Source organism: Peribacillus sp. JNUCC 23, from assembly GCF_053653995.1.
Map to the genome: position 1 here is coordinate 2,051,881 of NZ_CM132202.1, position 25,730 is coordinate 2,077,610.

Consider the following 25,730-nt stretch of genomic DNA (forward strand, 5'->3'; position numbering starts at 1 on the left):
TTATCAATAAAGTGACCAGAATTAAAATTTATTGTAAAATCATAAAAAGGTATTGTGAAATCTTAACAGAGACAAACCTAGATCCATACATGCAAGGTTTGTCCCTGTTTTCTCTTGTATTGTACTGAGGTTTCAATAAAGAAAGCAATATGAGTCAAATAACATTGGAATCTAAGCAGTTTTAGAGAATGTTTTTTATTAAAAATTCCATTAAAATAAAAGTAGCTTCAGTTATATCAACATAATTGATAGCGTTTTCGTAAAGGTGTGAGGAAGATGGATGAATGGATATATGGCCAGTATAGAATGCAAGGAATGCTAACTCCTTCATTTACTTTTCATTCTCACCACGAATATGAAATTTATTTTTTTCATGCAGGAGAATGTAAGTATTTAATTAACAATCGGATTTATGAATTGCAACCGGGTGACATTATTCTCTTGGATGGTTTAACTTTGCATAAACCGAACCCTCGTTTAGTAAGTACGTATACGAGGAGTGTTATTCATTTTTCTCCGACTTGGCTGCAGGAATTATTGTCTGTTCTTGGACTGCCCAATTTATTGGATCCGTTTCAAAAGCTGAACAATTTCTTGCTTCGTACCGGGTATGATGAATCAGGAAGATTTGTTGATGGAAAGATCGAGCGGATAGCGAGCTTGCTTTCGTACAGTAATAAACTGAGACAACAAACAGATCAAAAAAGCGAGTTAGTTGAAGCTGAAGTCAAGATTGAGTTAGTTCAATTATTGTTGAAAATTTATAAAATGAGTCAAAAAGATTTAGCTCATGTGATAAGCGAAAAAACGGAAAAGGAACATCACGCTGAGGCCATTGCCTCATGGATAGATGCCCATTTTGCCGAAAAGATTAGTTTAGATCGTATGGCGACGGAGTTGAATCTGAGCAAGTACTATGTCTCACATGTTTTTAAAGAAGTCACAGGGTTTACAGTGATGGAGTATGTGATGGGATGTCGTCTAAATCAAGTGAAGTATTTGTTGGAAATGGAACCAAACCAATCTCTAGCAGAGGTATCTCGTGCTTCGGGATTTGAGAGTGTATCGCATTTTAGTCGGTTTTTTAAAGATAAAGTGGGCATTACGCCATCACATTATCGTAAAAATAAACAAATTCAAGCAAGTAATTCCCAAAATTAATCTTTCAAACGATTGATATTCAGCATGAAGGAGGAACACGCATAAATGAATATGGTTAAAGACTTAATGATTTCAGGTTTTTCAGATGAAATCTCGTCTGATTTTGATACTCAGCTTGAAGTTGTCGCAAAACTAGGTATGCATTATATATCATTACGTGGGATTGACGGTAAAAATATTGGAGATTTCAACGTAGATGAGATAAAAGAAACTGTACTACCACGTCTTCAAAATGCAGGCATCCGTGTTTCTTCAATAGGGTCGCCCATTGGCAAAGTGTTTATTAACGATGAAGAAGGTTTCGCAAAACAAAAAGTGATGTTGGACGAGCTTTGTCAAATTAGTAATTTATTAGATTGTAAATATATCCGTATCTTCAGCTTCTATATTCCAAAAGGTGAAAATGCCGATCAATATAGTAGTGAAGTAATAACGAAAATAACAGAGTTTGCTGCTATTGCAGAAAAATATAATGTTATTTTATTGCATGAAAATGAAAAGGATATCTATGGTGACATAGCAAAACGCTGTCACGAGATTCTGAAGGCGGTTGATTCTCCATATTTTAAAGGGATCTTCGACTTTGCAAACTTTGTGCAGTGTGGTGAAGACACTATGGATTGTTACGATTTGCTAAAAGATGAGATTGTTTATATTCACATCAAGGATGCTGTAACAACAGATAGTGAAAACGTTGTGTGTGGTACTGGCGAAGGGAACATACCTGAGTTACTTGCCCAGTTTATCCAAAGCGGTTACAAAGGCTTTTTAACACTTGAGCCGCATCTTGTATTATTTGATTCATTAAAGGATTTAGAACTTGAGGATGCTACAGAAGTGATTAAGGATAACAAAGGGCTTGATGGTGCTGGAGGATACAAACTTCAATATGATTCATTATTAGAAATACTTAAAAATATAAAGAGCGAGGAGAAATCATTATGAAAACGGTTAGATTAGGAATTATCGGAATTGGTGCGCAAGGTGGAACGTATGCTGGATTTATTTCAGAAGGAAAAGTGAAAAACATGGTAATTGGAGCTATTTGTGATATTGATCCAGCTAAAAAGGCAATGTGTGCAGAAAAGTATCCAAACGTACCATTCTATGATAACTATATTGACATGCTTGAGAGCGGTAATGTTGACGCAGTCGTTACAACTGTTCCACATTACTTACACCCAGAAATCGGAATCGCAGCATTACAAAGAGATATCCATGCATTGGTAGAAAAACCAGCAGGTGTTTATACGAAGCAAGTAAAAGAATTAAATGAATTTGCAGCATCAAAACCAGAGTTGACTTTCGGTATTTTCTTCAACCAAAGAACAAATCCACTTTATCAAAAAGTAAAAGAGATTATTGATAATGGTGAAATTGGAAAAATCCGTCGTACAAACTGGATGATTACAACATGGTGGAGACCACAGGGTTATTATGACCAAAGTGCCTGGAGAGCAACATGGGAAGGAGAAGGCGGTGGTGTATTAGTAAACCAAGCACCACACCAACTTGACTTGCTTCAATGGATTTGTGGTATGCCTAAAAAAGTTTATTCTAACGTAAAATACGGCTATCAAAGAGATATCGCTGTTGAGGATGAAGTAACAACATTGCTTGACTATGGGAATGGAGCAACCGGAGTATTTATTACGTGCACACATGATATTTTGGGTACTGACCGTTTTGAAATTTTGGGTGATAAAGGAAAAATTGTTGTGGATGATAGTAAGAAAATTACAATTAAAAGACTTAACACACCTGAATCTGAAATGAGTGCTACTATGAGCTGGGCAGATGTAATGTCCATTTTCACTGGTAAAGGTCTATCAGATATTTACACTGAAGAAGTGCTTGAATTTGAAAGTGTATGGGGTGGACAACATATCTCTGTTTTGGAAAACTTCGCTGCAAATATTGTAGAAGGTACACCACTAATTGCACCTGGTAGCGATGGTATACATGGTGTTGCGTTTGCTAATGCGATCCATCTATCAAGCTGGTTAGGTAAAGAAGTTGAGCTTCCAGTTGATGAAGACTTATACTTTGCTGAATTAAACAAAAAGATTGAAGAAGAAAAAAAGAGTCCTGTTAAACAATAAATATAATATTCAATGAACTCATGGCTAGATTGGTCATGAGTTCGTTTAAAAAGGAGTTGGGCGTATGCTTAAAGTAGCAGTTATTGGACTTGGAGATATATCCAAAATCCATATCCCAGCTATTATATCTAATCCAAATGTTGAACTAGTAGCGGTATGTGATACTGATCAAACATTAAATGATACTGTACCTGGTGTGAATTTTTATACAGATTATCAGGAATTACTTGATAAAGAATCGCTGGATTGTGTGCATAATTGCTTGCCACATCATCTTCATTTCCCTGTAACAAAAGCATGTGTTGAAAAGGGAGTTCATGTATTTCAAGAAAAACCTTTATCATTGAACACAGAAGAGGGATATGAGCTAGTAAAACTTGAGCAGGACAACAAGGAAGTTAAAATTGGTGTCTGTCTTCAGAATCGATTGAATGAGTCTTTTGAAAAACTTCAAGAACTTGTTATTAGCGGACAATATGGCAAAATAATCGGTATTAAGGGAATAGTTTCCTGGTTTAGACCGAAAGATTATTATGATGCGAAACCGTGGCGGGGCAAAATGGAGTATGCCGGTGGAGGAGTCATGATTAACCAGGCACTTCATACTTTAGATTTAATGCAACTGATCGGCGGTGAAATTGCATCCATCAGGGGATCTATTGACAATTTATTGGATTATGGCATTGAAGTGGAAGACACAGCTACTGCCAACATCAAGTTCAAAAGCGGTGCTTCCGGTCTATTTTTTGCAACGGTTGCTAATTCGGGGAATTCCAGTGTTGAACTTCAAGTCGTCTTTGAAAAGGAAAAATTCACAATCAAAGATAGCATTTTAACAAGATTAAATGAAAATGGTAGAAAAGAAGAGATAATAGAAGACGAAAAATTGCCTGGAACAAAATTCTATTACGGCGCAAGCCATACAAAATTAATTCATAAATTCCATTCCTGTATAGAAAACAACATGCAGAATTATGTTCATGCTAAAGATGCACTAACATCGATTCAAATGATTGATGCGATTCGCAAATCATCAGAGTTAAAAAAAGAAATTAAATTGGAGGTTTGACAGAATGACAAAAGGTAAAATTGGCGTTCAAATGATGATGCTTAAAGGCAAAGTCGAAGAACTAGGTGCTTATGAAACAATGAGAAAAATAAATGAACTTGGATATCACGCTGTCGAAGTATCACAAATTCCAATGACTGAAGAAAACGTATCTGAGTTAAAGAGAGCGAGTTTTGACTTTGATATCAAAATTGCTGCGATGTCTGCTGCCCTAGAACCAATGTTACCAGGCGCTCCAGGCGAAACATTGACAGATGATTTTGAAAAAATTGTGAATGATTGCAAAACATTAGATTGTAATTTCTTACGTATCGGTATGTTGCCGTTGACTGTAATGGGCGATAAAGATAAAATCATGGATTTTATTAATAAAGCTGAAATCATGGCAGAGAGATTAGCTGAACATGGTATTGAATTATACTATCATACTCATCATCTCGAATTCCAAAAATACGATGGAGAATATCTATTAGATTTGATAAAAAATAACACGACTAAGCTTGGTTTTGAGTTAGATGTTCACTGGATTCAAAGAGCTGGCGTAAATCCTGTTGAGTTTATTAAACAATACGCAGGTCGTATTTCGCTATTACACTTGAAAGATTATCGAATTGGACAAATGGATTTAAGTGAAGTGGACTTTAATGATATGGCTAAATTCATGAATATCTTCACAAATACGATTGAATTTGCAGAACTTGGTGAAGGTAACCTTGATATGAATGCCATTATTGAAGCTGGACTAGAAAGTGGCGCACAGTATTTCTTAGTAGAACAGGATAATACATATGGCCGTGATCCATTCGATTGCCTGCAAACGTCTGCTGAACACTTGAGAAAAATTGGTTATGCAGATTGGTTTTAATTGAAAGGGAAAAAAACAGAAATAAAATAACGGTATAAAATCAAGGAATCAGGAACCGAATTTAGACAAATGTCTTTTTCGGCTTCTGATTCCTTTTTTAGAATTACCTTTACTAACGACTTACTTACAATCCGTCGATATAAAAATTAAGAAATGTCAAAATAATTTCAATTAGGTAAAAAAAATCTATATGATTCTATTAATAATTCTCATACAATAATTAGTGTAGCCAATAAACATAAGGGGGTGTAAATGATAGGATCTTCTAGATTTATGAACAATGTATATGTTGTATGTGATTGGATAATTAGATTACTTTATCTTAATCTATTGTGGATTGTTTTCACGATCGCTGGACTAGTAATCGCTGGTATATTCCCTGCTACAGTTGCTTTGTTTTCAGTACTCAAGGAATGGATTCATGAAGGGAAAAATGTAAGGGTTTTCAATGTTTTTTTGAACATATATAGAAAGGAATTTTTAAAAGCAAATCGATTGGGTATCATATTATTTTTCATTTCTATCGTTTTTTACATGGACTGGCTATTTACAAACCAACTCTCAGGTACCTTGGGGATGATTACAAAAGGAGTTCTGCTAGGAAGTGGTTTCGTATTCGGGATTACATTGTTGTACGTGGTTCCGGTATATCTTCAAGTAGATGGAAAGGTGTTTACTACTATTAAATTAGCTTTTCTAATAGGAATCACCTACCCTCATTATACTTTTATCATGATGTTATCGGTTGCCTCTTTAATGTTGATAAGCTTCTTACTACCAATGGCAGGCTTTCTCTTTTTTGCAAGCGGTTTAGGGTGCGTGCTCATGTTTTTCTCCATGCATCTAATTAGGAAAATAGGAGACCGAACAAAAAAAAATACAAAAGCAAGGAAAATCTCAATTGGCCATCCATAACTAAAGTTTTAGCAAATGATACTCTCGGGAGGGAAGGTAATATGAGTGTTGAAGCGAAAAGTGTGATTGGAAATGTTGTAGAAAATGCTAAATCTGTAAAAATCAAAAAGAAAAGTGGAATTGAAAAAAAAGAAAATCTAACAGGTCTATTGTTTGTATCTCCGATGTTAATAGGGGTTGGAATTTTAACGCTTCTGCCAATTATTGCAACTTTTATACTAAGCTTTGCAGATTGGAACTTTATTATGGGGATTGCGCAAATAAAGTGGGTAGGCTTCGATAATTTCAAAGCATTGTTTGAAAATGAAGGGTTTCTTAAATCAGTAGCCAATAATTTACTTTTCTTATTAACGGTTCCTTTAACGATGATATTCTCTTTGTTTATAGCAATTGTCATTGATAAGCATGTGTATATGAAGAGTTATTTCAAAGTAGCTTTTTTTATGCCGTATATTTCGAGTATTGTTGCCATAGCCGTTGTTTGGCAAGTGTTATTTAATCCAACAGATGGACCGATTAATCAATTTTTATTCTCAATTGGTATCGAAAACCCACCTACATGGATAGCAGATCCCAGTTTCGCACTAATTTCGGTGATGTTGATTCAAATTTGGGCAGCCATTGGGTTTAATATGATCCTCTTTTTAGCTGGTTTACAGTCGATTCCTAAAGAACTTTATGAAGCAGCTGATATGGATGGGGCGACGGCCTGGGATAAATTTAAGAACATCATGCTTCCTGCTTTATCTCCAACAACGTTTTTCCTTTTGATTACAGGAATTATTGGTACATTTAAAGTGTTTGACTTAATTGCTGTATTAACCAAGGGTGGTCCTATTAATTCAACAACCATGCTTGTATGGCATTTGTATGAAAGCGCATTCGTAGATTTGAAAATTGGTTATGCTTCCGCAATTGCTGTTGTCCTATTCGTATTTGTTCTTATCATCACTTTATTGCAGTGGGTAGGGCAGAAAAAATGGGTGAACTACTAATCTACTGAAACGTGTTCTCTTTAAATTAAATAATTGGTTGAAATATCGCTGAGGGAGGAAGACACATGGAGAAAAAATTCACTCTACGAAAGTTAATCATTACTATTATCACCTTTGTAGTCAGTATCGCCTTTTTACTACCTTTCATTTGGATGCTATCCACGTCCTTTAAGATTGAAGCAGATGTTTTTAAATTTCCGGTTGAGTGGATTCCTACTAGATGGAATGGATTAGAAAACTTTAAAGAAGTTTGGTTAGGGCAATATCCTTTTGCACTATATTATTGGAACTCAATAAAAGTTACTGTGATTACAACCGCGATTTCTGTAATCGTGTCTGCTATGGCAGCTTATGGATTTTCAAAAGTGAATTTTCCGGCGGGGAAGTTCCTTTTCTTAATCGTTTTGACCACATTTATGGTACCTCAACAATCAATCTTAGTTCCACAATTTATTCTATATCGTTATTTAGGTTTATTCGATAGTCATTTCGGTTTGATTCTTTTAGGAAGTTTTAGTGTGCTAGGTACATTTATGTTAAGGCAGTTCTTTATGGGGATCCATTCGGACTATATTGACGCAGCGAAAATAGACGGTGCTGGCCACTTTAGAATTTTTTGGTCGATTGCCTTGCCAATTGTAAGGCCAGCTATTGCGACATACGCGATTTTGCGTTTTATTTGGACATGGAATGATTATCAAAATCCACTCATTTTCTTACGAACAGATGGATTATATACGATTCAGTTAGCTATGCAGAAATTCACTTCATTAAATGGTGAATTCTATTCCTTGATTATGGCAGCTGCTGTTTCAGCAATACTTCCACTCGTAATTGTCTTTATCATTGGGCAAAAACAAGTTATTGAAGGAATTGCAATGGGTGGAGTAAAAGGATAATTGGTTTCACAGAAAGAAAAAAATAGAAATGAAACGAATTCAGGGGGGAAGGAATAATGAAAAGATTCTTATTACTTTTTTTAAGCTTCACTTTAGTTATTGGGATACTAGCTGCATGTAGCCAAAAAGAATCCACAAGTCCAAGTGGGAAAGAAGGAGAACCTGAAACAATTAAATTTTATACACATGGAACTGAAGATGGGTACGCATGGAAGAGAACAATCAGTGCTTTCGAAGAAAAATATCCTGATATCAAAGTGGATGTTGTTCAATTAAGTGAAAAACAGGATGGAGCAGAATCACTGAAGAAAATTGATTTAGCTGCCGCTTCTGGAGAAGAGATGGATGTTATAATGTTCACGAATACACCTAACTATGCACAGCGCGTCAATTTAGGCATGCTAGAACCGATTGACAGTTATATTGAACAAGACGGCTATAAAATGGAAGAAGAATATAAAGTTGATACGAGTGTTGGCGGAAAATATTACGGACTTCCTGGGAAATTTGTTGCGTGGTATGTCTTATTAAATAAAGATCGTTTAGCTGCTGCTGGACTTGAAGTGCCGAAGAATTGGACTTGGGACGAGTTTATGGAATATGCTAAAAAGTTGTCTTCTAAAGGTCACTATGCTACTTATTTTCATGGTCCATGGGATGGGGCTTGGATAAACTATATGAGCTTAAGACTACAGTCTCAAGAAAAAGATGCTGGTTTCTTGAAAACGGATGGGACTTCAAATATGGACAACCCATTGTATAAAGAATCATTAGCAATGCGCCTAAAAATGGAGAAGGAAGATAAAACGGCTGTGCCTTATTCTTCAATGATTTCTCAAAAAATGAATTATCGTGATCAATTCTTTACACAAGCAGTAGATATGATCATAACGGGTACTTATATGACAGCGGAACTTGGCGGTTCAGAGCGCTTTCCTGCTGAGTTCAATATTGCGGTAGCACCATTTCCACAAAATGAATTAGAGGAAAAAGGTTCTTATTCGGTGGGAGATGGAGACATTCTGGGGATATCCGCTAACTCAAAACATAAAGAAGCTGCATACAAATTTATTAGATGGTATACAACTGAAGGTCAAGTGGCACAAGGTATTAATATCCCATCTTGGACTAAAGTGACAAATGAGCAAATCGTGGATCTAATTACCGATACCCTTGCAGAAGCAAACAATCCAGAAAAAGTAGATAAAGAATCATTAATTCACTCAATTCAAACGGTTATTACGGCTAAAGCAGGAAAGCCAGTACCATATCAAAATGAAATAGATCAAGCACTTTCTTCAGAATTTGAAAAATTAATTCTGGATAAACAAAATCTTGATGAAACAGTGGCGAATTCCAAAAAAATTGTACAAGATATTTTAGACAAAAATAAAAAATAAATACTCAATAATATTGTAACGATAAAGAGCTAATGCGTTAGATTCATTCTGTAATAGTTGAGAAGTCTACCGCCTTAACTACCTATTTTAATAGGCAGTTAAGGCGGTTTTATTTTAGAACGGATTAATGGAAGATGTCCCTGCTTCAACACAAGGATATGAGGGAGATCAACTTCAGTATAACCCCGATAGATTCATCTCACTTTCGGTAGGGGACGCCCCATCATTTCTGTAATATTCGCATTTTCGAAAAGGTGTTTCTTAGAAGAAATAAAAATGATAAAATAGTAATAGGAAAAAATAAACTACGAAATAAAAACGACTAAAATTCGCAATATTCAATTGAAATACAGTCTTTTGATGAGTTTGGTATCTGACGCCAACGTCTAGCTACCTATGAAAAAGATGATTTTCTCAAGGGGAAGAAAGCATATTCATGGTTCGCTCCCAATTTTCTTTTACGGCTGATCAAAATGTTTACGTTTTTCCATTTATCTCTTGGACTAATTCGTTTAGGATAGAACAACTAGCTTTTTGTAACCAAGTACCGGGAACGGTTTTTACTGGAGGTTGGAAATGAAGACGCGAATTCTACAAATAGTATCATTTCTTTCATTTCGTGATAAAGTACTGTTACTATCAATAACTTGCTTAATATTACCTGTAATAGGCACATTATCTATTTACAATTATTTAACGAAAGATGCGGTGGAAGAACAAGCCATTATTAGCGCTAAAAACGAATTGAAACTAACAGACGAGTATTTAAAGAAAATCTTCGAGGATATGTTATACACACTTAACTTTATTCAGCTAGACACAGAACTGAACCACATTTTTAAAAACCCTGTAATGAATTCGGTGGATCTAGATCATGATAGCCAGTATCTAGTCTTCTTAAATGATAAAAAAGTGAACAAAACATTGGAAACCCTTACATTGAAAAACCAAAGTGTCTATATCACGATTATACTTAATAACGGGAAAATATATACGAATTACTCATCTAATGAATATAACCCGAAAAATGTAAGTGGAGAAACGTGGTTTGAAAATCTACGTACTCTAAAAGGGTATCGCCCTATTTGGATGGCTCCACAGACAACTATGTTTGCATCTGAAAAAATAAAAAGTCCGGACTCATTATCTGTTGCAAGAGTATTGCAAGATAGTATTTCTGGGGTCTATGGATATGCGATCGTTACGACAACTGTAGATAGAATAAGTAATATATTGGAGAGTGAAAACAAGGACAATAGCATCTTACTAATGAATGAAGCCAATCTATTAATTGGGACGAATAAAGATTTTGATAGAAAGCTTTCGGAACAAGTGAACAAAAAAGAAAACTTCCAAACAGAACATATCATTCGTATCAAAGGTAAAGATTATTTGATAAATACACGTGAACTTTCCATTACTGATTGGAAATTAATATCCCTTATTCCCTATGAAAAAGCCATATTTAGAATTAATTTAATTTTCCGTAAAATATTCATAACTCAAACAATCGCATTCATTTTATTTTTGTTTTTACTTACTCTTATATTAAGCAAGATATTAAATCGGTTAGTAGTATTAAGGAATATCGCTAAAAAGGTACAAAGTGGTGATTTGACTGTACGTTCATCATTAAAAGGAAATGATGAGATAGCCACTCTTTCAACGTCTTTCAACCTTATGTTAGATAAAGTAAGGGAAATGATAGAAGAAAATACGCTTATTCAATCAAGAAAAAGGCAAGCAGAGCTAGAGATGTTACAAGCGCAAATAAATCCTCACTTCTTATTCAATGTCTTAAATTCTATCCGGATGAAAGTAATGATGAAGCGTGACAATGAAAGTGCGGAAATGATCAGTTCTTTGTCAAAGCTATTACGAATAACGATTGATAAACACAAAGGGATGATCACTTTTCTGGAAGAGCTTGAGATTAATCATGATTATGTTCGATTAATGAATATGCGCCAAAGACATGAGGTTGGCTTGAAAATGAATGTTTCAAGTGATACGCTTCACATCAAATTACCACGCCTAGTATTACAGCCAATCATTGAAAATGCTATTATTCATGGGTTGAACGAGCAAGTAGGCCTTATTGAGATAAGAGCAAAATATCGCAATCATACATTGATGATTGTAATTGAAGATACCGGATGCGGAATGGAAGATGAACAACTTACGAAGCTTAAAGAAAACCTAAATAAACCAGGTTTAGGTTCGACCCAAGAAAGTGAATCCAATGGTTTTTCAAGTATTGGTCTATCGAATGTTTATGAAAGAATGAAATTAACATTTGGTGAAAACTTTAGCATGCAAGTACAAAGTGAACTGAATAAGGGTACCAAAGTATCTATGGTAATTCCTATTCAGGAGGAGTGAATAGTATGTATAAAGTGATGTTAGTAGATGACGATTATCCAGTTTTAGAGTTTCTTTCAGAAATGATTGATTGGAGGGACCTTGGTTTAGCTTTACAAAGTATTCATGTTAATGGCATGAGTGCGTTAAAGGAAGCTGAGACAAGTATGCCAGATATTCTAATAACAGATATTGGAATGCCTAAATTGGATGGTATTGAACTCACAAAAAGATTAAAGGAAAAAAACTCTTCTTTATTAGTAGCTATTCTTTCATGTCATAATGAATTTGAGTTTGTGCAATCAGCTTTAAAATTAAAGGTTCAGGAATATATTTTAAAGGATAGGTTAGATCTTGAGCAAATTATTAAATTATTAAGTCAATTTAAGAATACATTGGATATTGAACTGAATCATCAGAGAAATCAATTACAAATGGCTCATACAATAGAAAGAAATAGAGCTATCATGTTAGAAAAGTTCATGAATAAAACCATCTACCAGCCATTACATTGTGAAAAAGATTGGTCTAATGAAGCTGAATTACTTGGCATTCAAGCAAACCAACAGTACATTATCATATTGTGTGTAGTAGAGGGTTACCAATCATTACTTAATCAGTTTCGTTCAACGGTTTTAGTGAACTTTCTCATTTATAATGTCATAACCGAAATCATGGGAAATGAAGCATTGAAGGGTGTGTACGGTCACTTCGAGCAAGAGGAGTCTTTTTTATTTGTTCCAATTAACCATGTATGTGAAGAAGAGAATCAAAAGATTAAAAAAGTCATTCAAAAAATACAATTCATATTTCAAAAAATGTTTGGCATATCCATATCATTTGTTCTAGGTAAAGCTTCTGCTACTCCTCTAGACATGAAGAAACAGATGATTGAACTAAGTGAGTCAACTGTTCAAAAATTTTATCTGAAACAAAAAAGCATAGAGAATTTTCAAGTATTAACGATTTCAAAAGAAAATATTTTTAGTTGGTATAATGAAGCATCTAGTGAATTTAAAGATCTTATATTACTAAATAGCATGGAAATGGAACAGAAATTGGCAATCATAAAAAAATGGATTCGTTTTATTATAGATCATCAATTTTCTCCAGCTTCCGTTAAAGATTGGATGTTGAAGATATTACTTGATATCAAGGTGAAAATTCAAGCTTTAACAAATTTCAAATTGTATGGATCAAATGAAAATCTTTATGAAACGATTTCGAAAATTAATGGAATTTATGAATTGGAAAATTGGCTAATCGAATATTTTTATAAAACTAATGAAATGGCTAGTTATGAATCAAATTCGAATATAGAAATTGCAAATGCTTGCAGGTATATTTCAGCAAATATTCACCGTAGAATAACGCTAGATGAGGTAGCGAGTTATCTACATCTAAATTCTAGTTACTTCAGCCGTTTGTTTAAAAAAGAAGTAGGGGAAAATTTCGTTAAGTATGTTGTAAATATAAAAATGAAACGTGCAAAAGAATTGTTAGACCAAACAAATTATTCAATAATCGAAATCAGCGAACAGTTAGGTTATGAAAATCAGAGTTATTTTAATAAAACATTTAAAGCATTTACAGGTATTGCCCCTATAGAGTATAGAAAGGGAAATACAAAGTAAGATAAGCGAACAAATTATTACGGCTTGAATCAGAGATATTTTCTATATAATTTTTGTCCTAACAACGATTCAGTTTAATAATGTAATAAAGAGGAAGTCTGATAAGATACTCTCAGCCCCTTACTAGACAACCCTTTTCAATTCAAATTATGTAACTACTGAGATAGTCATTCCAATTAACAAATTCCATTCTTGCTACAGAGTATAATCCACATGCTAAAACCTATGAAAATCGTAAATAATGATAGGAAAATGAAGAGGCAACTATTAACTTTTCTGCCTGAATGTTTGCCCATTTGCCGAGCGACTTTTAGAACTCTTTTTTTCTTAGCGATTGTTTCTTCGCCAGATTCCAAGCCCTTTACTGAAGTAGGAAATGCTTGTAAAGTCAGTAAAGAAACATCCGAATATAAGGCTCCAAAAACCCCACATTATTCAGGGAACACTTGATCCAGAACTGTCTGGAATTGCAGTTTAGTTTGTACAAACATGCTTGTAATATTTTCATGTTGTCTTGTAAGGGTTCGTGGGTTTAAGAGCTGTATTCCTCGCTGTTTTTAAGGTACTATGTCCTCTTTATAATACAGCTTGCAGAGATGATGAGCGTCAATGACATCTGATTTTAGCTTGTGTAAATTAGAACTCTTAGCTCGATACGGTATGTGTGGATTCATGATCATCAGTAAGTAGCCACTATCCTCGAAATACCGTACGATTGGTATATGATATCTAGTAGATTCTAAGACAATGGGAGTCCGTCCCCCTGACACGTCGTCTACTTCTCTAATAAATAACGTCATTCTTTTTGGGTATTTTATTGAAAGAATAACGTTTTTTTATTATGGGGGAAATTCATGTCGTTAGTTTGATGGTGATGAGGACAAGGAATTTTTTCTCATGCAATAATATTCTTTACAAATAAAAGTAATGCGTTTTATAATAATGTTAACTTAAAATGAAAGTAGGTTAACATTGTGAAATTAAAAGATTTAATGTATGTTTCAATGTTTGTAGCAATTATGGGCGTACTTGGAGTTCTTCCTCCAATTTTGTTCGCCTTTACTCCTGTGCCTATTACTTTACAAACATTAGGAATCATGTTATCAGGTAGTGTGCTAGGAGCACGTTTAGGTCCTAAATATGCAGCTCTTAGTCAAATTTTATTTTTATTATTGGTCATGACAGGTTTACCGCTATTATCTGGTGGACGAGGTGGAATCGGTGTTTTTTTTAGTCCATCAGGAGGCTATCTCATCGGCTGGGTAGCAGGTGCCTATGTCATTGGACTATTATCTTATCGTATGAAAAATGTGTCTTTGGTAAAGATTTTTCTTATTAATATTATTGGTGGTATAGGTGTTGTCTATTTATTTGGAATTCCTATTCAAGCTTTGATGATGAATATTGGGATCGATAAAACGATGATCCTTAGCTTAGTGTATCTTCCTGGTGATTCAATAAAAGTGGTCGTTGCATCCCTGATTGCTATTAAGCTACGAAACTATATTCCACTCGCTAAGAGGGTTCAAGTTTAAGTGAAAATTACCAGTACCTATAGTACGTATGCTGAGTTGGATAGCAAGCGACCCGCTATCATAACAGACGAAGAATCCGTTTTATATGGTGAATGGCTTGATTTAGTGAAGCGAACCGCTACCTCTTTTTTTAGGGCAGCGCAAGAAACGAAAAGAGTGGCATTATTCTTACCAAATGGACGCTTGTTTTTACAGCTATTCGCTGGAGCGTGTGAAGCAGGCTGGGCAAGTATAGTTGGAGATATGAGATGGAAGAAGCAAGAGATTGAGGAACGAATTCAACAAACGTCTCCAGATTTGATTATTGCTGATGAAAGGCTAAAAGGTTTTTTTCAAAAGCAACGTGCGCCTATCATTTATTCAGATGAGGTAGAGAACTGGATCGGTGCTAGATGCGACAGTCCGCACAGTGACGCTAATGTTCCCTTTTATATTGGCTTTACCTCTGGTTCTACAGGAAAACCAAAAGCCTTCGTTCGCTCTCATGCTTCGTGGATAGAAAGCTTTCGGTGTAATAGAGTCGACCTCGGGATGACGGAAAAAGACCATGTCTTAATACCAGGTTCGTTTGTGAATTCCACTTTTTTATACGGTGCCTTGAGTACCTTATTTTTAGGTGGAACGATATATGTGTTGAAAAAATTTTCTCCTGCACGATTGACGAATGTCTTAGAGCATTATCCGATTTCTCATGTGTTTGTGGTACCTACGATGATCAACGCCTTATTAAAGGAAGAATATCAGGAAACCAAAGACATAACTTTTATTTCAACTGGTGCAAAGTGGCTTCCCCGAATGAAGGAGAAGATGCACCTACAGTTTCCAAACGCAGATTTTTATGAATTTTATGGATCATCCGAGCTTAGCTATATTTCGGTTTTAAAAAATAATGAACAGATTGAATATGCCGATTCAGTTGGAAGAGCCTTTCACAATGTTGAAGTGAGCATTCGTGATGAAAAAGGAAAGGAAGTATCAACTGGAGAAGAAGGCGTATTGTTTGTCAAAAGTAACATGCTTTTTGATGGATATATCGATCAAAAGGAGGAAACAAAAAAGGTCTTACAGGGAGATTGGGCGACGGTTTATGATGTCGCCAAAATGAATGAAGAAGGGTATATACATATTCTCGGTCGGAAAAACGATATGATTCTTTACGGTGGAATCAATGTGTACCCCCATGAAATCGAACAGGCATTAATAAAATGTGACGGTGTAGAAGAAGTAGTGGTTTTAGGAATCAACGATGAATATTGGGGCGAGAAAATAGCTGCTTGTATTAAAGGAAATGTATCTTTAGCCTCTTTGAAAAATTATTGTCTTCATACTCTATCTTCTTATAAAATTCCACGAGTGTGGCGAAAAATCGAACAGTTTCCATACACAACGGGAGGCAAGATTTCACGCCAGGAAGTTAGAAAGTGGTTGGAAAAGGATGCGTTATGATGAAAAGAGCAGTCATTGTTAAAGCAAAGAGAACGGTAATTGGAAAAAAAGGCGGCATTTTAAAAGAATATCGCCCTGAACAATTAGCTGCTGCTGTCATTCGAGACCTTGTTCAAGATTTGCCCGAACAAGTAGATGATATTATTTTAGGAAATGTAGTCGGTCCTGGAGGAAATATGGCGAGGCTGTCAAGCTTAGAGAGCAATCTACCTTTTTCTGTTCCTGGGGTGACAATTGATCGGCAATGTGGATCCGGATTAGAAGCGATCCGCCTTGCTTGCCATCTCATTCAAGGAGGAGCAGGGGATATCTATATTGCTGGTGGTGTCGAAAGTACGAGTCAATCACCATACGAAAAGAGAGCCCGTTTCACACCTAAGCGATATAGAGATCCTGAAATGGGGATGGCTGCAGAATATGTAGCTGAAAAATATGGAATCACACGACAGATGCAAGATGCATATGCGCTTCTTAGCTATCAACGGGCTATTTATTCCTTACAACACGATTATTTTTCAGAGGAACTTGTAAAGATCGATAATCTTTCCTTACAAGACGAAGGATTAAATGCCGAGCAGAATTATGACAGAATGCTGCGTCGCTTATCTCCTTGTTTTAAGGAAAATGGAACGATAACGCTTGGAAATTGCTGTGGAATTAATGATGGAGCAGCAGCGGTTCTTGTAATGTCAGAGGAAAAAGCAAAGAAATTAGGCTATAAACCGATAATCCGCTTTGTCGATAGTGTGGTGACTGGCGTGAATCCAAACTATCCAGGAACAGGTCCTATCCCCGCTGTTTCAGAAATTTTATCTAAACATTCGCTGTCGATTCAAGATATTGATTTGATTGAATTGAATGAAGCATTTGCTTCCAAAGCTGTCGCATGTGCTCAAGAGCTTTCTATTCCTTTTGAAAAATTAAATATAGAAGGTGGAGCAATTGCCTTAGGTCATCCTTATGGGGCATCGGGAGCCATTTTGGTCACCCGATTATTTTATGAAGTACAGCGTAACAAAGCAAACTATATCATTTCGACGATCGGAATCGGTGGCGGAATGGGTATCGCTGTTTTATGGGAGAGTATGGTATGAAAACCGAGATTACTTTAGTTACAATCACAGACGAAATGGTACAAAACTATGAAGCGATTTTTGGAAAACAAACTAGTTTGCCCCCAACCTTTCCCATGATTTTTTATCGTTATATGAAGATGCCAAGGAGCTTTAAGACAGCGCCAATTCATCGGAAACAGACCTGTTCGTGTCACAGGGAACTTTCCATCGGGGAAAGCTACCAGTGTGTGGTTACACTTGATCAAGAAAGTCAAAAAGGAAAATATACGTTTTACACCCAATCTCTCATAGGCTATAACTTGGAAGGAAGCGAGTGTTTTCAATGTGTGTCGGAATTAGTGGTTCGATTACCCTAACGAAAGAAAAAATCAAACAATATGCATTGCTTTCGGGAGATTTCAATCAGATTCATTTGAATCAAAAGGCAGCCGAACGCTTCGGATTTAAAGCACCGATCGCTCACGGAATGTTGACAATGGGGCTCGCATTAGAAATTGTCTCTTCTTTTATTGAGAAAGGGATGAGGATTTCTACATATGAGATGCAATTTCTTAAACCGATATTTCAGAATGACACGATTCATTTAGTTGGAGAGAAAATGCAGCCGGAAAATGACTCTCCTACATTTGTGATCGAAGGTAGAAATGGAAATCAAGTAGTAGTTAAGGGAGAATTCGTATTAACAAGAGAGTGATTGTGTCATAGCCCTCAAATGTGAATAACGATCTTTATTCAGATACTTACTGAATAAGGATCGTCATTTTTTTGTTTTTCTAAATCATGTACTTAACTTGTTGCACATATTGTTAAAAAAAGAGCGGTTTGAACAAATGGAATATTTAATAATGATGTCGATAGTGTATAAATTATTGTGTCATTTTTAAGGAGTATATAAGTTTAAACTATTATGTCACTTTAGTCTAAATTTTTGTGTCACTCTTCAAATATGGAATTTAGTTAATTAAGTGCAATGAATAGTATCGGAGAATACAAATGGAAAACTTCAATTATAGGGGATTTTTTAATTGTGTTATTATAGCCATTTATAGTCGAACTAAGCCTTGTTATCTAAGTTGAGTATAAGAGGGGATTGGTAGCTTTGGTAGTATCTTTTGCAGATATTAAAAATAATAAAACCTATTATTTTTCTCGTTGACAATATACCTATACGGGTATATGATGTGAGTGTCAGCAAGAAAAAAACCAAAGTAAAGGGGGGGGCACACTTGAATTCATATGATGATAAATTGAAAAATCGTATTAAGCGAATGGAAGGTCAACTTCGCGGAGTATTGAAAATGATGGAAGAAGGAAAAGACTGTAAAGCAGTCATCACTCAACTTTCAGCTGTCCGTTCAGGCGTCGATCGTTCAATTGGTGTGATCGTTAGTCAAAACTTGCTCGAATGTATCAAAAACGCAAATGGCGATGAAGAAACATTGAATGATTCCATTCAAGAAGCAGTGAATTTATTTGTAAAAAGTCGCTAGTAACCGACTTTTTATTTTATATAAAATAATACCCATACAGGTATAATTGGTAGTGGTTGGCACTTAAACAATTACAAGTTTCAGACTCGTGTAAGTACCAGACACTAGCTTTAAAACGAGAGGAGACTATCATTGGAAACTTGGATTATTATCGCTAGTGCTATTGTCTTTATCATTTGGCGTATGAAACCAGCAAAAGGCATAAAAGCTATTTCGACAGAACAATTGAAAGGAATACTTAAGGATCATGATAAAGTGTTCGTGGATGTTCGTACACCTAGTGAATATAGAGCACGTAACATTCGCATTTTTAAAAATATTCCTTTAGGATCAGATTTCTCGAAACTGCCAAAAGACAAAGAACTTGTAGTCATTTGTCAAAGCGGTATGAGAAGTGCACAAGCTTGCAAGCAATTAAAAAAATTAGGTTATAAAAATGTCACGAATGTTCGTGGTGGGATGAGTGCATGGAGAGGATAAGGTGAATCAAGATGAAAGAAATTAGTGCAAAAGAAGTAGAATCTCGTTTAGATAGTGGAGAACAACTAAACCTGATTGATGTACGCGAAGTAGAAGAAGTACAAGAGGTAAGCATTCCTGGAATCGTTAATATACCTCTAAGATTATTAGAATTCCGAATGCATGAATTGGATAAAAACAAACCATATATAATGGTTTGCCGTTCTAGCGCAAGAAGTAGCCGCGCTACACAATTATTGGAAGAACATGGATATGATGTAACGAATATGGTTGGCGGCATGCTAGTATGGGAAGGCAAAGTTGATTAACTTTATTTCTATATATTTTTTTGAGAAAAATAATACCCTGTACGGTATATGAAACCTGGCACTCCAACTATTCTGAATCGTACAGTTCCAGGCACCTAATTACCAAATTCGAAAGAGGAGGCTGTGAATTATGGCTATTAAAGCAGATGTACAATTAGACGTTAAAGGGTTAACTTGCCCGATGCCAATTGTTAAAACGAAAAAAGCAATGAATGATTTAACCGATGGTCAGATTTTAGAAGTTCAAGCGACAGACAAAGGTTCAAAAGCAGATTTAGTAGCTTGGGCTGAGAGTATTGGGCATCTATATATTGGCATCATTGAAGAAGACGATGTATTACTACACTACATCCGTAAAAGTGGAGATAGCGAAGTAGTCGAAAAGAAATTTGAACAAACGATTACGAACGAAGAAGTTATTGACCGGGCATCAAACGGTGGCTTTATTCTAGATGTTCGAGAAGAAGCAGAATTTACTTTTGGGCATATTGAAGGTGCGAAATCAATTCCACTGGACGAATTAGAAGAACGATTGGAGGAACTAGATAAAGAACAAGAAATTTATGTGATTTGTCGCACAGGAAAACGCAGTGACTTAGCTGCGCAAAAACTTTCTCAAAAAGGGTTTACAAAAGTGTATAACGTCTTACCAGGTATAGGTTCATGGAATAGCGAATTATCAAAAGAATTATAAATTGGAGGAAATGAATTATGTCTAACAAAGTAGCTATTATCGCAAGTAACGGGGGTCTTTTTGACGCTTATAAAGTATTCAATATTGCAACTGCAGCAGCAGCAGCAGAAAAAGAGGTTGCCATCTTCTTCACATTTGAAGGTCTTAATTTAATTCACAAACAAGCAAATCAAGCACTACCAATGCCAGAAGGAAAGGAACACTTTACGGAAGGTTTTGCAAAAGCTAACGTTCCAAGCATTCCTCAATTAGTCGAAATGGCGCAAGATCTAGGCGTGAAATTTATCGGTTGCCAAATGACTATGGATGTAATGGGCTTAACAAAAGAAGATTTCATTGATGGAATTGAAGCAGGTGGCGCTGTTACTTTCCTTGAATTTGCAAAAGATGCATCACCAACATTAACGTTCTAATTCCAAAGTAGGTATAGTATGAAATTCTAAGTTAATTGTATTAGGCTAACCTAGTGGAAGGAAACAACCCTTCCACTTTAAAATTAAAAGTAATACCTACGGGGGTAGTTGGATATGGCAATATCAAAGATGACAGCAGCACAAGTTGCTCGCAAAGCAATTGAGAATCATGAATTATTTATCCTTGATGTACGTAACAAAGATGCTTTTGAAGATTGGAAAATAGAAGGTCACAAATTTGAGTACTTGAACATTCCCTATTTCGAACTATTAGATGGTGTTGAGGGAATTTTACAGAAACTACCTAAAGATAAAGCTGTTTTGGTTGTCTGTGCAAAAGAAGGATCATCAATAATGGTTGCGGAAATGCTTTCAGAAGTAGGCTGTAATGTATATTACCTTGAAGGAGGAATGAAATCTTGGAGCATGTACCTAGAACCAATTAAAGTAGGTGACTTAACAGGTGGCGGAGAACTTTATCAATTTGTTCGTCTTGGTAAAGGATGTCTTTCATACATGGTCATTTCAGAAGGTGAAGCAACTATCATTGATGCGGTTCGTTTTACAGAAGTATTTACAAACTTCGCAAAAGAGAAAAATGTACAAATTAAACACGTATTTGATACGCACTTACATGCTGATCACATCTCTGGTGGACGTCATATTGCAGAAGAAACAGGTGCAACCTACTATTTACCACCAGAAGATGCAGAAGAAGTAGTATTTAATTACACACCACTTGAAGATGGTTTAACAGTTTCAAATGGTGCTTCAAAAATTGAAATTGGTGCACTTTACTCACCAGGACACACTATCGGTTCAACATCTTTCATTGTAGATAGGAAGTACTTATTAACTGGTGATATTTTATTCATCGACTCAATTGGTCGTCCTGACTTAGCTGGTCTTGCAGAAGACTGGGTAGGCGATCTTCGTGAAACTTTATATCGGCGTTATCGTGAACTAGCTGAGGATTTAATTGTGTTACCGGCTCACTTTATGACTATTGATGAGTTAAATGAAGATGGTACAGTTGCTAAAGGTCTAGGTGATTTATTTGCAGAAAACCATGGTCTCAATATTGAAAGTGAAGAAGAATTCTGTCATACCGTGACAGATAACTTACCACCTCACCCCAATGCATATCAACAAATTCGTCAAGTGAACATGGGTAAAGTTACGCCAAACAACGATGAACAAACAGAAATGGAAATCGGTCCAAACCGTTGTGCTGTACGTTAAAAGGAAATGTAATGAATTTGCGAGAAGAAACGACTTTTATCCTTATTTCGGTAATAAAATGATCAATAAAATTTATTATAAAAGGAGAAATTTAAATTGGATTCAACAAAAGTATTAGATGCAAAAGGTTTATCATGTCCAATGCCAATCGTACGTATGAAAAAAGCAATGGATACATTAAACTCGTGCGATATTTTAGAGGTGCATGCAACAGATAAAGGTGCTTTAGCTGATATACCTGCTTGGACAAATGCAGCAGGTCATTCAGTTGTTGACCAAAAAGAAGACGCTGACGTTTTAACATTCTACATAAAAAAAGCTTAGTAGACAGTGGAAGGTTAGTTGCAAAACGACTCACGTTTCTTTGTTAAAGAGAGGGAAAACCAATGGATATGATATATATATGCACTCTTTTTGTTATCGGATTTATTGGTTCATTTCTATCTGGTATGCTTGGTATTGGTGGAGCTATCATAAAATACCCAATGCTACTCTATATCCCGCCATTATTTGGATTTACAGCTTTTACGGCACATGAGGTTTCAGGAATAAGTGCCCTCGATGTGTTATTTGTATCAATAGCAGGGGTACTAGCTTTTCGGAATGGTGGCTATTTAAATAAATCATTAATTACCGTAATGGGTATATCTGTTTTATTTGGAACGCTGATTGGTAGCTTTGCTTCCCATCAATTATCAGAGGAAACTGTAAATATTGTTTATGGTATTTTAGCTTTATTAGCTGCCATCATGATGTTTATACCTAAGAAACAAATAGATAATTTACCACTTGATCAAGTAACTTTTAATAAACCACTTGCAGTAGTTATAACATTCCTAGTAGGTATTGGATCAGGTGTAGTTGGTGCAGGGGGTGGCTTTTTACTTATTCCAATCATGTTATTAATTTTACGGATACCTACACGTATGACTATAGCTTCAAGTCTTGCGATTACATTTATTTCATCTATTGCTGGTTCATTCGGTAAGATTGCAACAGGGCAAGTCGATTATTATTCAGCTCTCATTGTCATTATTGCCGGTTTAATTGCAGCACCACTTGGAGCAAAAATTAGTAAAACAATGAATACAAGAGCTTTACAAGGTATTTTAGTTGTACTAATCTTTGGAACGGCTATTAAGATTTGGATTGATATCTTATAGAATTACATTTAGTGAATATTGTTACTTTTGAAAAAACAAAACAGGAGGCTCAATCTTTGGATTTCCACTATACAGTCACAACTAGTAAAACTATAGATGAATAAAATCTAAAACTAAAAGAAAATAAAATGGGTGTTCTTTGGGAGCTTAACTTGACTAATAATTTACACAAAAAGGGAGTGGAGAGTTTTAATATGCCTTACCAAATTAAGGGGGGGGGTAAACCGGTAGAATCTGCATGTGTAGTTGGTTACTTCCTACCTATCATGTAAAATCACAGTTTACTGGGATAGTTTGTTGAAGAACTCAGCACAATAGAATCAATCTTTTTTATAAAAAATGTCCGCATTAAATACAATAAGAGCATGTTTTGATCAATCTTTTTTTCAAAATATGCTCTTTCTATTTGCTCTTGTATTAAGGTTTTTGGCATTAGTTTTATCAAACCTATTTCAAACCAACAGTTGCGGTTTATTTGTTTGCCTTCCTTTCTAGAGGTATGTATTCATAGGTGCAGTGTAAATAAATTAAACTACCGTAAAAATGAAAGAAAAATGGTGAAAACATGTGAAAAAGTGTATTGCTGTAATTTTCATAGGAAATATTATCGTTTTCTTGATGGTTGTTTCCGTTTCGCCCAGGTTGTGAAAAAAGTATGGTTATCTGATAATAAAGGGAATTAGTGGACAAGGAGGAAGTCTATTATGAAAAATTTTGGTGAATTACTCATTGTAGCTATTGTAAAATATGGTGTGTATAATGCTCATCATTGAGATCGATTTCTGGCCAAGTTCCGTAACTAAAATGGGAATTGTTCTTTTTAAGTAAAATCTATACGATCCTCACGATTCAAACAACCTCATGAAACGATCTACTCTAAGTATATATAAGCAATAGAACTAAGATTCTTCTATAAAATAACCGCTATAAAAAAACAATTGAATTAACATATCCCAACCAAATAATTCACGTAACGTCCACTACAAAAAAGAGGGTGGTCCAAAACGAAAGGGGAAGATCCCACAACTATTATATATCGTTTATAAGTGCGGAATAACACGATATATAATAGTTGTGAGGTCAGAGTTTTTTGGACACCCTCATTTGTAAGTTCATTTGGTGTTTCATATTCTACGGCTTATCAACATAACGCTCTTGTTAAGAATTTTCCTCGTCATTCATATTTAAACTTATATCTGAAACGTCAAAAAAGTTCTTAATAACTAAAGCACAGGCACCCATGATGCATGCCTTTTTTCCGAATTCTGATATTAGCAGTTCACGGTAATGTCCAACAGTTGACTTTAGTTTGGACTCAATTTCAGTGATAGCATTTGGATATAAACGCAGTAATTCACAATTAATAACTAATATTTCTGGGTTATACAGATTTATAATATTATTTAGGCCAATTGAGATATACTTGATAAATTGATCCATTTGATGGCAAGTGACTGGTTCATGTTCTGTAATCCAATTTTGTATATCTTCATATTTAACATTAGTTTTGAGTTGGCTTTCAGATAAATGTTTAAAAAAGCTATATTCTGATGCATATTGTTCCCAGCAACCTGAATTTCCGCAACTGCATGGTCTTCCATCAGGCACTACAATCATATGACCAATCTCCCCAGCGTATCCATGATACCCTTTGAGAGATTCACCATTGATCATGATCCCGAGGCCGATTCCCGAATACAAACTTACACTTAACAGATTCTCGCTTTGATGATGCTTATATACTCTTTCGGCAAAAGAACACAAATTTGCATTATTTTCAATATATACGTCAATTCCTATTTCATTCTTTATGTCGCTTTTTAAATTTTTGTTATGCCATTGATGCTGAGGTACAAAATAAATCATCTCATCTTTATTAACAATCCCGTGAATCCCGATGACTACACCGACAAGTCCGTATTGGGTTTTCGTGCATCGATGTTTGTAATCGTTGATATTCTTTATTAAAAGACTAAGAATTACATCGTAATCAGATGTTTGCAATTCAACTGTATCGGTATGAACTGGAAAACCCAATAAATCTGAAAGGGTAAACGTAATCGTATTTTTATCAAGATCAATACCTAAAGCAAATCCTGCCTGCTGATTAATAGAAAGCATAATCGGCCGTCTACCTAGATTTTTGTGTTCTTGAAGTGTTTCGATAATTAGTCCTTCAGCTAATAAATCAGATACTTGCACTGAAATGGTTGCTTTGTTTAATCCTGTAATCTTGGCTAAGTCAGCCCTAGATATCATTACGTGCTCAATTATTTTGCTAATGATAATACATCTATTTATATTTTTGATATATGCGGCATCTCCAGTAAGCATATATTCCCTCCTCGTTTTTTAAGGATTAATAAGTAACTCTTAAGAGAAAGAGTATTGTTTTTACTTGAATCCCTATTGTTAAAAAAATAATTAATTATTCATAAATCTTTACTCAATAAATATTGACGAAAGAATACCTTAATGATAT

Annotated in this window: 24 protein-coding genes; 23 read left to right on the forward strand and 1 reads right to left on the reverse strand. The window is 35.2% G+C overall.

The genetic code is table 11. From position 1 onward, the window contains the following. Positions 1–276 precede the first annotated feature (276 nt). From JNUCC23_RS09850 to JNUCC23_RS09960, 23 genes are all read left to right on the forward strand, one after another. Positions 277–1,161: an AraC family transcriptional regulator gene (locus JNUCC23_RS09850; protein ID WP_454215516.1), complete on the forward strand. Its 885-nt coding sequence runs from the start codon at positions 277–279 to the stop codon at positions 1,159–1,161. 45 nt (positions 1,162–1,206) lie between these two features. Continuing rightward, positions 1,207–2,106, forward strand: coding sequence for a sugar phosphate isomerase/epimerase family protein (locus JNUCC23_RS09855; RefSeq protein ID WP_403073776.1), 900 nt, complete (start codon positions 1,207–1,209; stop codon positions 2,104–2,106). Next, positions 2,103–3,263, forward strand: a complete 1,161-nt coding sequence (locus JNUCC23_RS09860; protein WP_403073778.1) for a Gfo/Idh/MocA family protein — start codon at positions 2,103–2,105, stop codon at positions 3,261–3,263. The genes JNUCC23_RS09855 and JNUCC23_RS09860 overlap by 4 nt, the downstream gene beginning before the upstream one ends. Before the next feature lie 64 nt (positions 3,264–3,327). Next, positions 3,328–4,332, forward strand: coding sequence for a Gfo/Idh/MocA family protein (locus JNUCC23_RS09865; protein WP_454215519.1), 1,005 nt, complete (start codon positions 3,328–3,330; stop codon positions 4,330–4,332). A gap of 4 nt (positions 4,333–4,336) precedes the next feature. Beyond that, positions 4,337–5,197, forward strand: a complete 861-nt coding sequence (locus tag JNUCC23_RS09870; RefSeq protein ID WP_454215521.1) for a sugar phosphate isomerase/epimerase family protein — start codon at positions 4,337–4,339, stop codon at positions 5,195–5,197. 252 nt (positions 5,198–5,449) lie between these two features. Beyond that, positions 5,450–6,112 carry a YesL family protein gene (locus JNUCC23_RS09875; RefSeq protein WP_454215523.1) on the forward strand — a complete coding sequence of 221 codons (663 nt, stop codon included), beginning with the start codon at positions 5,450–5,452 and terminating at the stop codon, positions 6,110–6,112. A gap of 41 nt (positions 6,113–6,153) precedes the next feature. After that, positions 6,154–7,107 carry a carbohydrate ABC transporter permease gene (locus JNUCC23_RS09880; RefSeq protein WP_062180252.1) on the forward strand — a complete coding sequence of 318 codons (954 nt, stop codon included), beginning with the start codon at positions 6,154–6,156 and terminating at the stop codon, positions 7,105–7,107. A gap of 65 nt (positions 7,108–7,172) precedes the next feature. Continuing rightward, positions 7,173–8,006, forward strand: a complete 834-nt coding sequence (locus JNUCC23_RS09885; RefSeq protein WP_062180249.1) for a carbohydrate ABC transporter permease — start codon at positions 7,173–7,175, stop codon at positions 8,004–8,006. 56 nt (positions 8,007–8,062) lie between these two features. Continuing rightward, entirely contained in the window at positions 8,063–9,406 is a 1,344-nt protein-coding gene (locus tag JNUCC23_RS09890; protein WP_403073789.1) for an ABC transporter substrate-binding protein, read from the forward strand. A 576-nt stretch (positions 9,407–9,982) separates the two neighbouring features. After that, entirely contained in the window at positions 9,983–11,788 is a 1,806-nt protein-coding gene (locus tag JNUCC23_RS09895) for a sensor histidine kinase (RefSeq protein ID WP_403073791.1), read from the forward strand. Between the two features lie 5 nt (positions 11,789–11,793). Continuing rightward, positions 11,794–13,401, forward strand: a complete 1,608-nt coding sequence (locus JNUCC23_RS09900) for a response regulator transcription factor (protein ID WP_454215526.1) — start codon at positions 11,794–11,796, stop codon at positions 13,399–13,401. 974 nt (positions 13,402–14,375) lie between these two features. Beyond that, a complete protein-coding gene (locus JNUCC23_RS09905; protein WP_454215528.1) occupies positions 14,376–14,936 on the forward strand; it encodes a biotin transporter BioY in 561 nt (186 codons plus the stop codon). Beyond that, entirely contained in the window at positions 14,937–16,382 is a 1,446-nt protein-coding gene (locus tag JNUCC23_RS09910; RefSeq protein WP_454215530.1) for an AMP-binding protein, read from the forward strand. Next, positions 16,382–17,476, forward strand: coding sequence for an acetyl-CoA C-acyltransferase (locus tag JNUCC23_RS09915; RefSeq protein WP_403074040.1), 1,095 nt, complete (start codon positions 16,382–16,384; stop codon positions 17,474–17,476). The genes JNUCC23_RS09910 and JNUCC23_RS09915 overlap by 1 nt, the downstream gene beginning before the upstream one ends. Before the next feature lie 304 nt (positions 17,477–17,780). After that, a complete protein-coding gene (locus tag JNUCC23_RS09920) occupies positions 17,781–18,152 on the forward strand; it encodes a MaoC family dehydratase (RefSeq protein WP_454216019.1) in 372 nt (123 codons plus the stop codon). Positions 18,153–18,726: 574 nt separating this feature from the next. Further along, positions 18,727–18,948: a metal-sensitive transcriptional regulator gene (locus JNUCC23_RS09925; protein WP_062183223.1), complete on the forward strand. Its 222-nt coding sequence runs from the start codon at positions 18,727–18,729 to the stop codon at positions 18,946–18,948. A gap of 132 nt (positions 18,949–19,080) precedes the next feature. After that, entirely contained in the window at positions 19,081–19,428 is a 348-nt protein-coding gene (locus JNUCC23_RS09930; protein ID WP_454215532.1) for a rhodanese-like domain-containing protein, read from the forward strand. Positions 19,429–19,439: 11 nt separating this feature from the next. After that, a complete protein-coding gene (locus JNUCC23_RS09935; RefSeq protein ID WP_403073804.1) occupies positions 19,440–19,736 on the forward strand; it encodes a rhodanese-like domain-containing protein in 297 nt (98 codons plus the stop codon). Positions 19,737–19,866: 130 nt separating this feature from the next. After that, positions 19,867–20,430, forward strand: coding sequence for a sulfurtransferase TusA family protein (locus JNUCC23_RS09940; protein WP_454215534.1), 564 nt, complete (start codon positions 19,867–19,869; stop codon positions 20,428–20,430). 17 nt (positions 20,431–20,447) lie between these two features. Continuing rightward, the gene (locus JNUCC23_RS09945; RefSeq protein ID WP_454215536.1) at positions 20,448–20,843 is read left to right on the forward strand and encodes a DsrE/DsrF/DrsH-like family protein; all 396 of its coding nucleotides are present in this window, start codon (positions 20,448–20,450) and stop codon (positions 20,841–20,843) included. A gap of 114 nt (positions 20,844–20,957) precedes the next feature. Then, positions 20,958–22,085, forward strand: a complete 1,128-nt coding sequence (locus JNUCC23_RS09950) for an MBL fold metallo-hydrolase (RefSeq protein WP_454215538.1) — start codon at positions 20,958–20,960, stop codon at positions 22,083–22,085. Between the two features lie 96 nt (positions 22,086–22,181). Continuing rightward, positions 22,182–22,409 carry a sulfurtransferase TusA family protein gene (locus JNUCC23_RS09955; RefSeq protein WP_454215540.1) on the forward strand — a complete coding sequence of 76 codons (228 nt, stop codon included), beginning with the start codon at positions 22,182–22,184 and terminating at the stop codon, positions 22,407–22,409. A gap of 62 nt (positions 22,410–22,471) precedes the next feature. Beyond that, on the forward strand, positions 22,472–23,248 hold the full coding sequence (locus JNUCC23_RS09960) for a sulfite exporter TauE/SafE family protein (RefSeq protein WP_454215542.1): 777 nt from the start codon (positions 22,472–22,474) through the stop codon (positions 23,246–23,248). 1,158 nt (positions 23,249–24,406) lie between these two features. On the opposite strand, the gene JNUCC23_RS09965 is transcribed toward JNUCC23_RS09960, so the two are convergent. Beyond that, entirely contained in the window at positions 24,407–25,582 is a 1,176-nt protein-coding gene (locus JNUCC23_RS09965; RefSeq protein ID WP_454215544.1) for an ROK family protein, read from the reverse strand. Positions 25,583–25,730 lie beyond the last annotated feature (148 nt).

Coding starts and splice junctions, on each gene's coding strand:
- JNUCC23_RS09850 (WP_454215516.1), top strand. CDS start 277: ATGGATGAATGGATATATGGCCAGTATAGAATGCAAGGAATGCTAACT.
- JNUCC23_RS09855 (WP_403073776.1), top strand. CDS start 1,207: ATGAATATGGTTAAAGACTTAATGATTTCAGGTTTTTCAGATGAAATC.
- JNUCC23_RS09860 (WP_403073778.1), top strand. CDS start 2,103: ATGAAAACGGTTAGATTAGGAATTATCGGAATTGGTGCGCAAGGTGGA.
- JNUCC23_RS09865 (WP_454215519.1), top strand. CDS start 3,328: ATGCTTAAAGTAGCAGTTATTGGACTTGGAGATATATCCAAAATCCAT.
- JNUCC23_RS09870 (WP_454215521.1), top strand. CDS start 4,337: ATGACAAAAGGTAAAATTGGCGTTCAAATGATGATGCTTAAAGGCAAA.
- JNUCC23_RS09875 (WP_454215523.1), top strand. CDS start 5,450: ATGATAGGATCTTCTAGATTTATGAACAATGTATATGTTGTATGTGAT.
- JNUCC23_RS09880 (WP_062180252.1), top strand. CDS start 6,154: ATGAGTGTTGAAGCGAAAAGTGTGATTGGAAATGTTGTAGAAAATGCT.
- JNUCC23_RS09885 (WP_062180249.1), top strand. CDS start 7,173: ATGGAGAAAAAATTCACTCTACGAAAGTTAATCATTACTATTATCACC.
- JNUCC23_RS09890 (WP_403073789.1), top strand. CDS start 8,063: ATGAAAAGATTCTTATTACTTTTTTTAAGCTTCACTTTAGTTATTGGG.
- JNUCC23_RS09895 (WP_403073791.1), top strand. CDS start 9,983: ATGAAGACGCGAATTCTACAAATAGTATCATTTCTTTCATTTCGTGAT.
- JNUCC23_RS09900 (WP_454215526.1), top strand. CDS start 11,794: ATGTATAAAGTGATGTTAGTAGATGACGATTATCCAGTTTTAGAGTTT.
- JNUCC23_RS09915 (WP_403074040.1), top strand. CDS start 16,382: ATGAAAAGAGCAGTCATTGTTAAAGCAAAGAGAACGGTAATTGGAAAA.
- JNUCC23_RS09920 (WP_454216019.1), top strand. CDS start 17,781: ATGTGTGTCGGAATTAGTGGTTCGATTACCCTAACGAAAGAAAAAATC.
- JNUCC23_RS09925 (WP_062183223.1), top strand. CDS start 18,727: ATGGAAGGTCAACTTCGCGGAGTATTGAAAATGATGGAAGAAGGAAAA.
- JNUCC23_RS09935 (WP_403073804.1), top strand. CDS start 19,440: ATGAAAGAAATTAGTGCAAAAGAAGTAGAATCTCGTTTAGATAGTGGA.
- JNUCC23_RS09940 (WP_454215534.1), top strand. CDS start 19,867: ATGGCTATTAAAGCAGATGTACAATTAGACGTTAAAGGGTTAACTTGC.
- JNUCC23_RS09945 (WP_454215536.1), top strand. CDS start 20,448: ATGTCTAACAAAGTAGCTATTATCGCAAGTAACGGGGGTCTTTTTGAC.
- JNUCC23_RS09950 (WP_454215538.1), top strand. CDS start 20,958: ATGGCAATATCAAAGATGACAGCAGCACAAGTTGCTCGCAAAGCAATT.
- JNUCC23_RS09960 (WP_454215542.1), top strand. CDS start 22,472: ATGGATATGATATATATATGCACTCTTTTTGTTATCGGATTTATTGGT.
- JNUCC23_RS09965 (WP_454215544.1), bottom strand. CDS start 25,582: ATGCTTACTGGAGATGCCGCATATATCAAAAATATAAATAGATGTATT.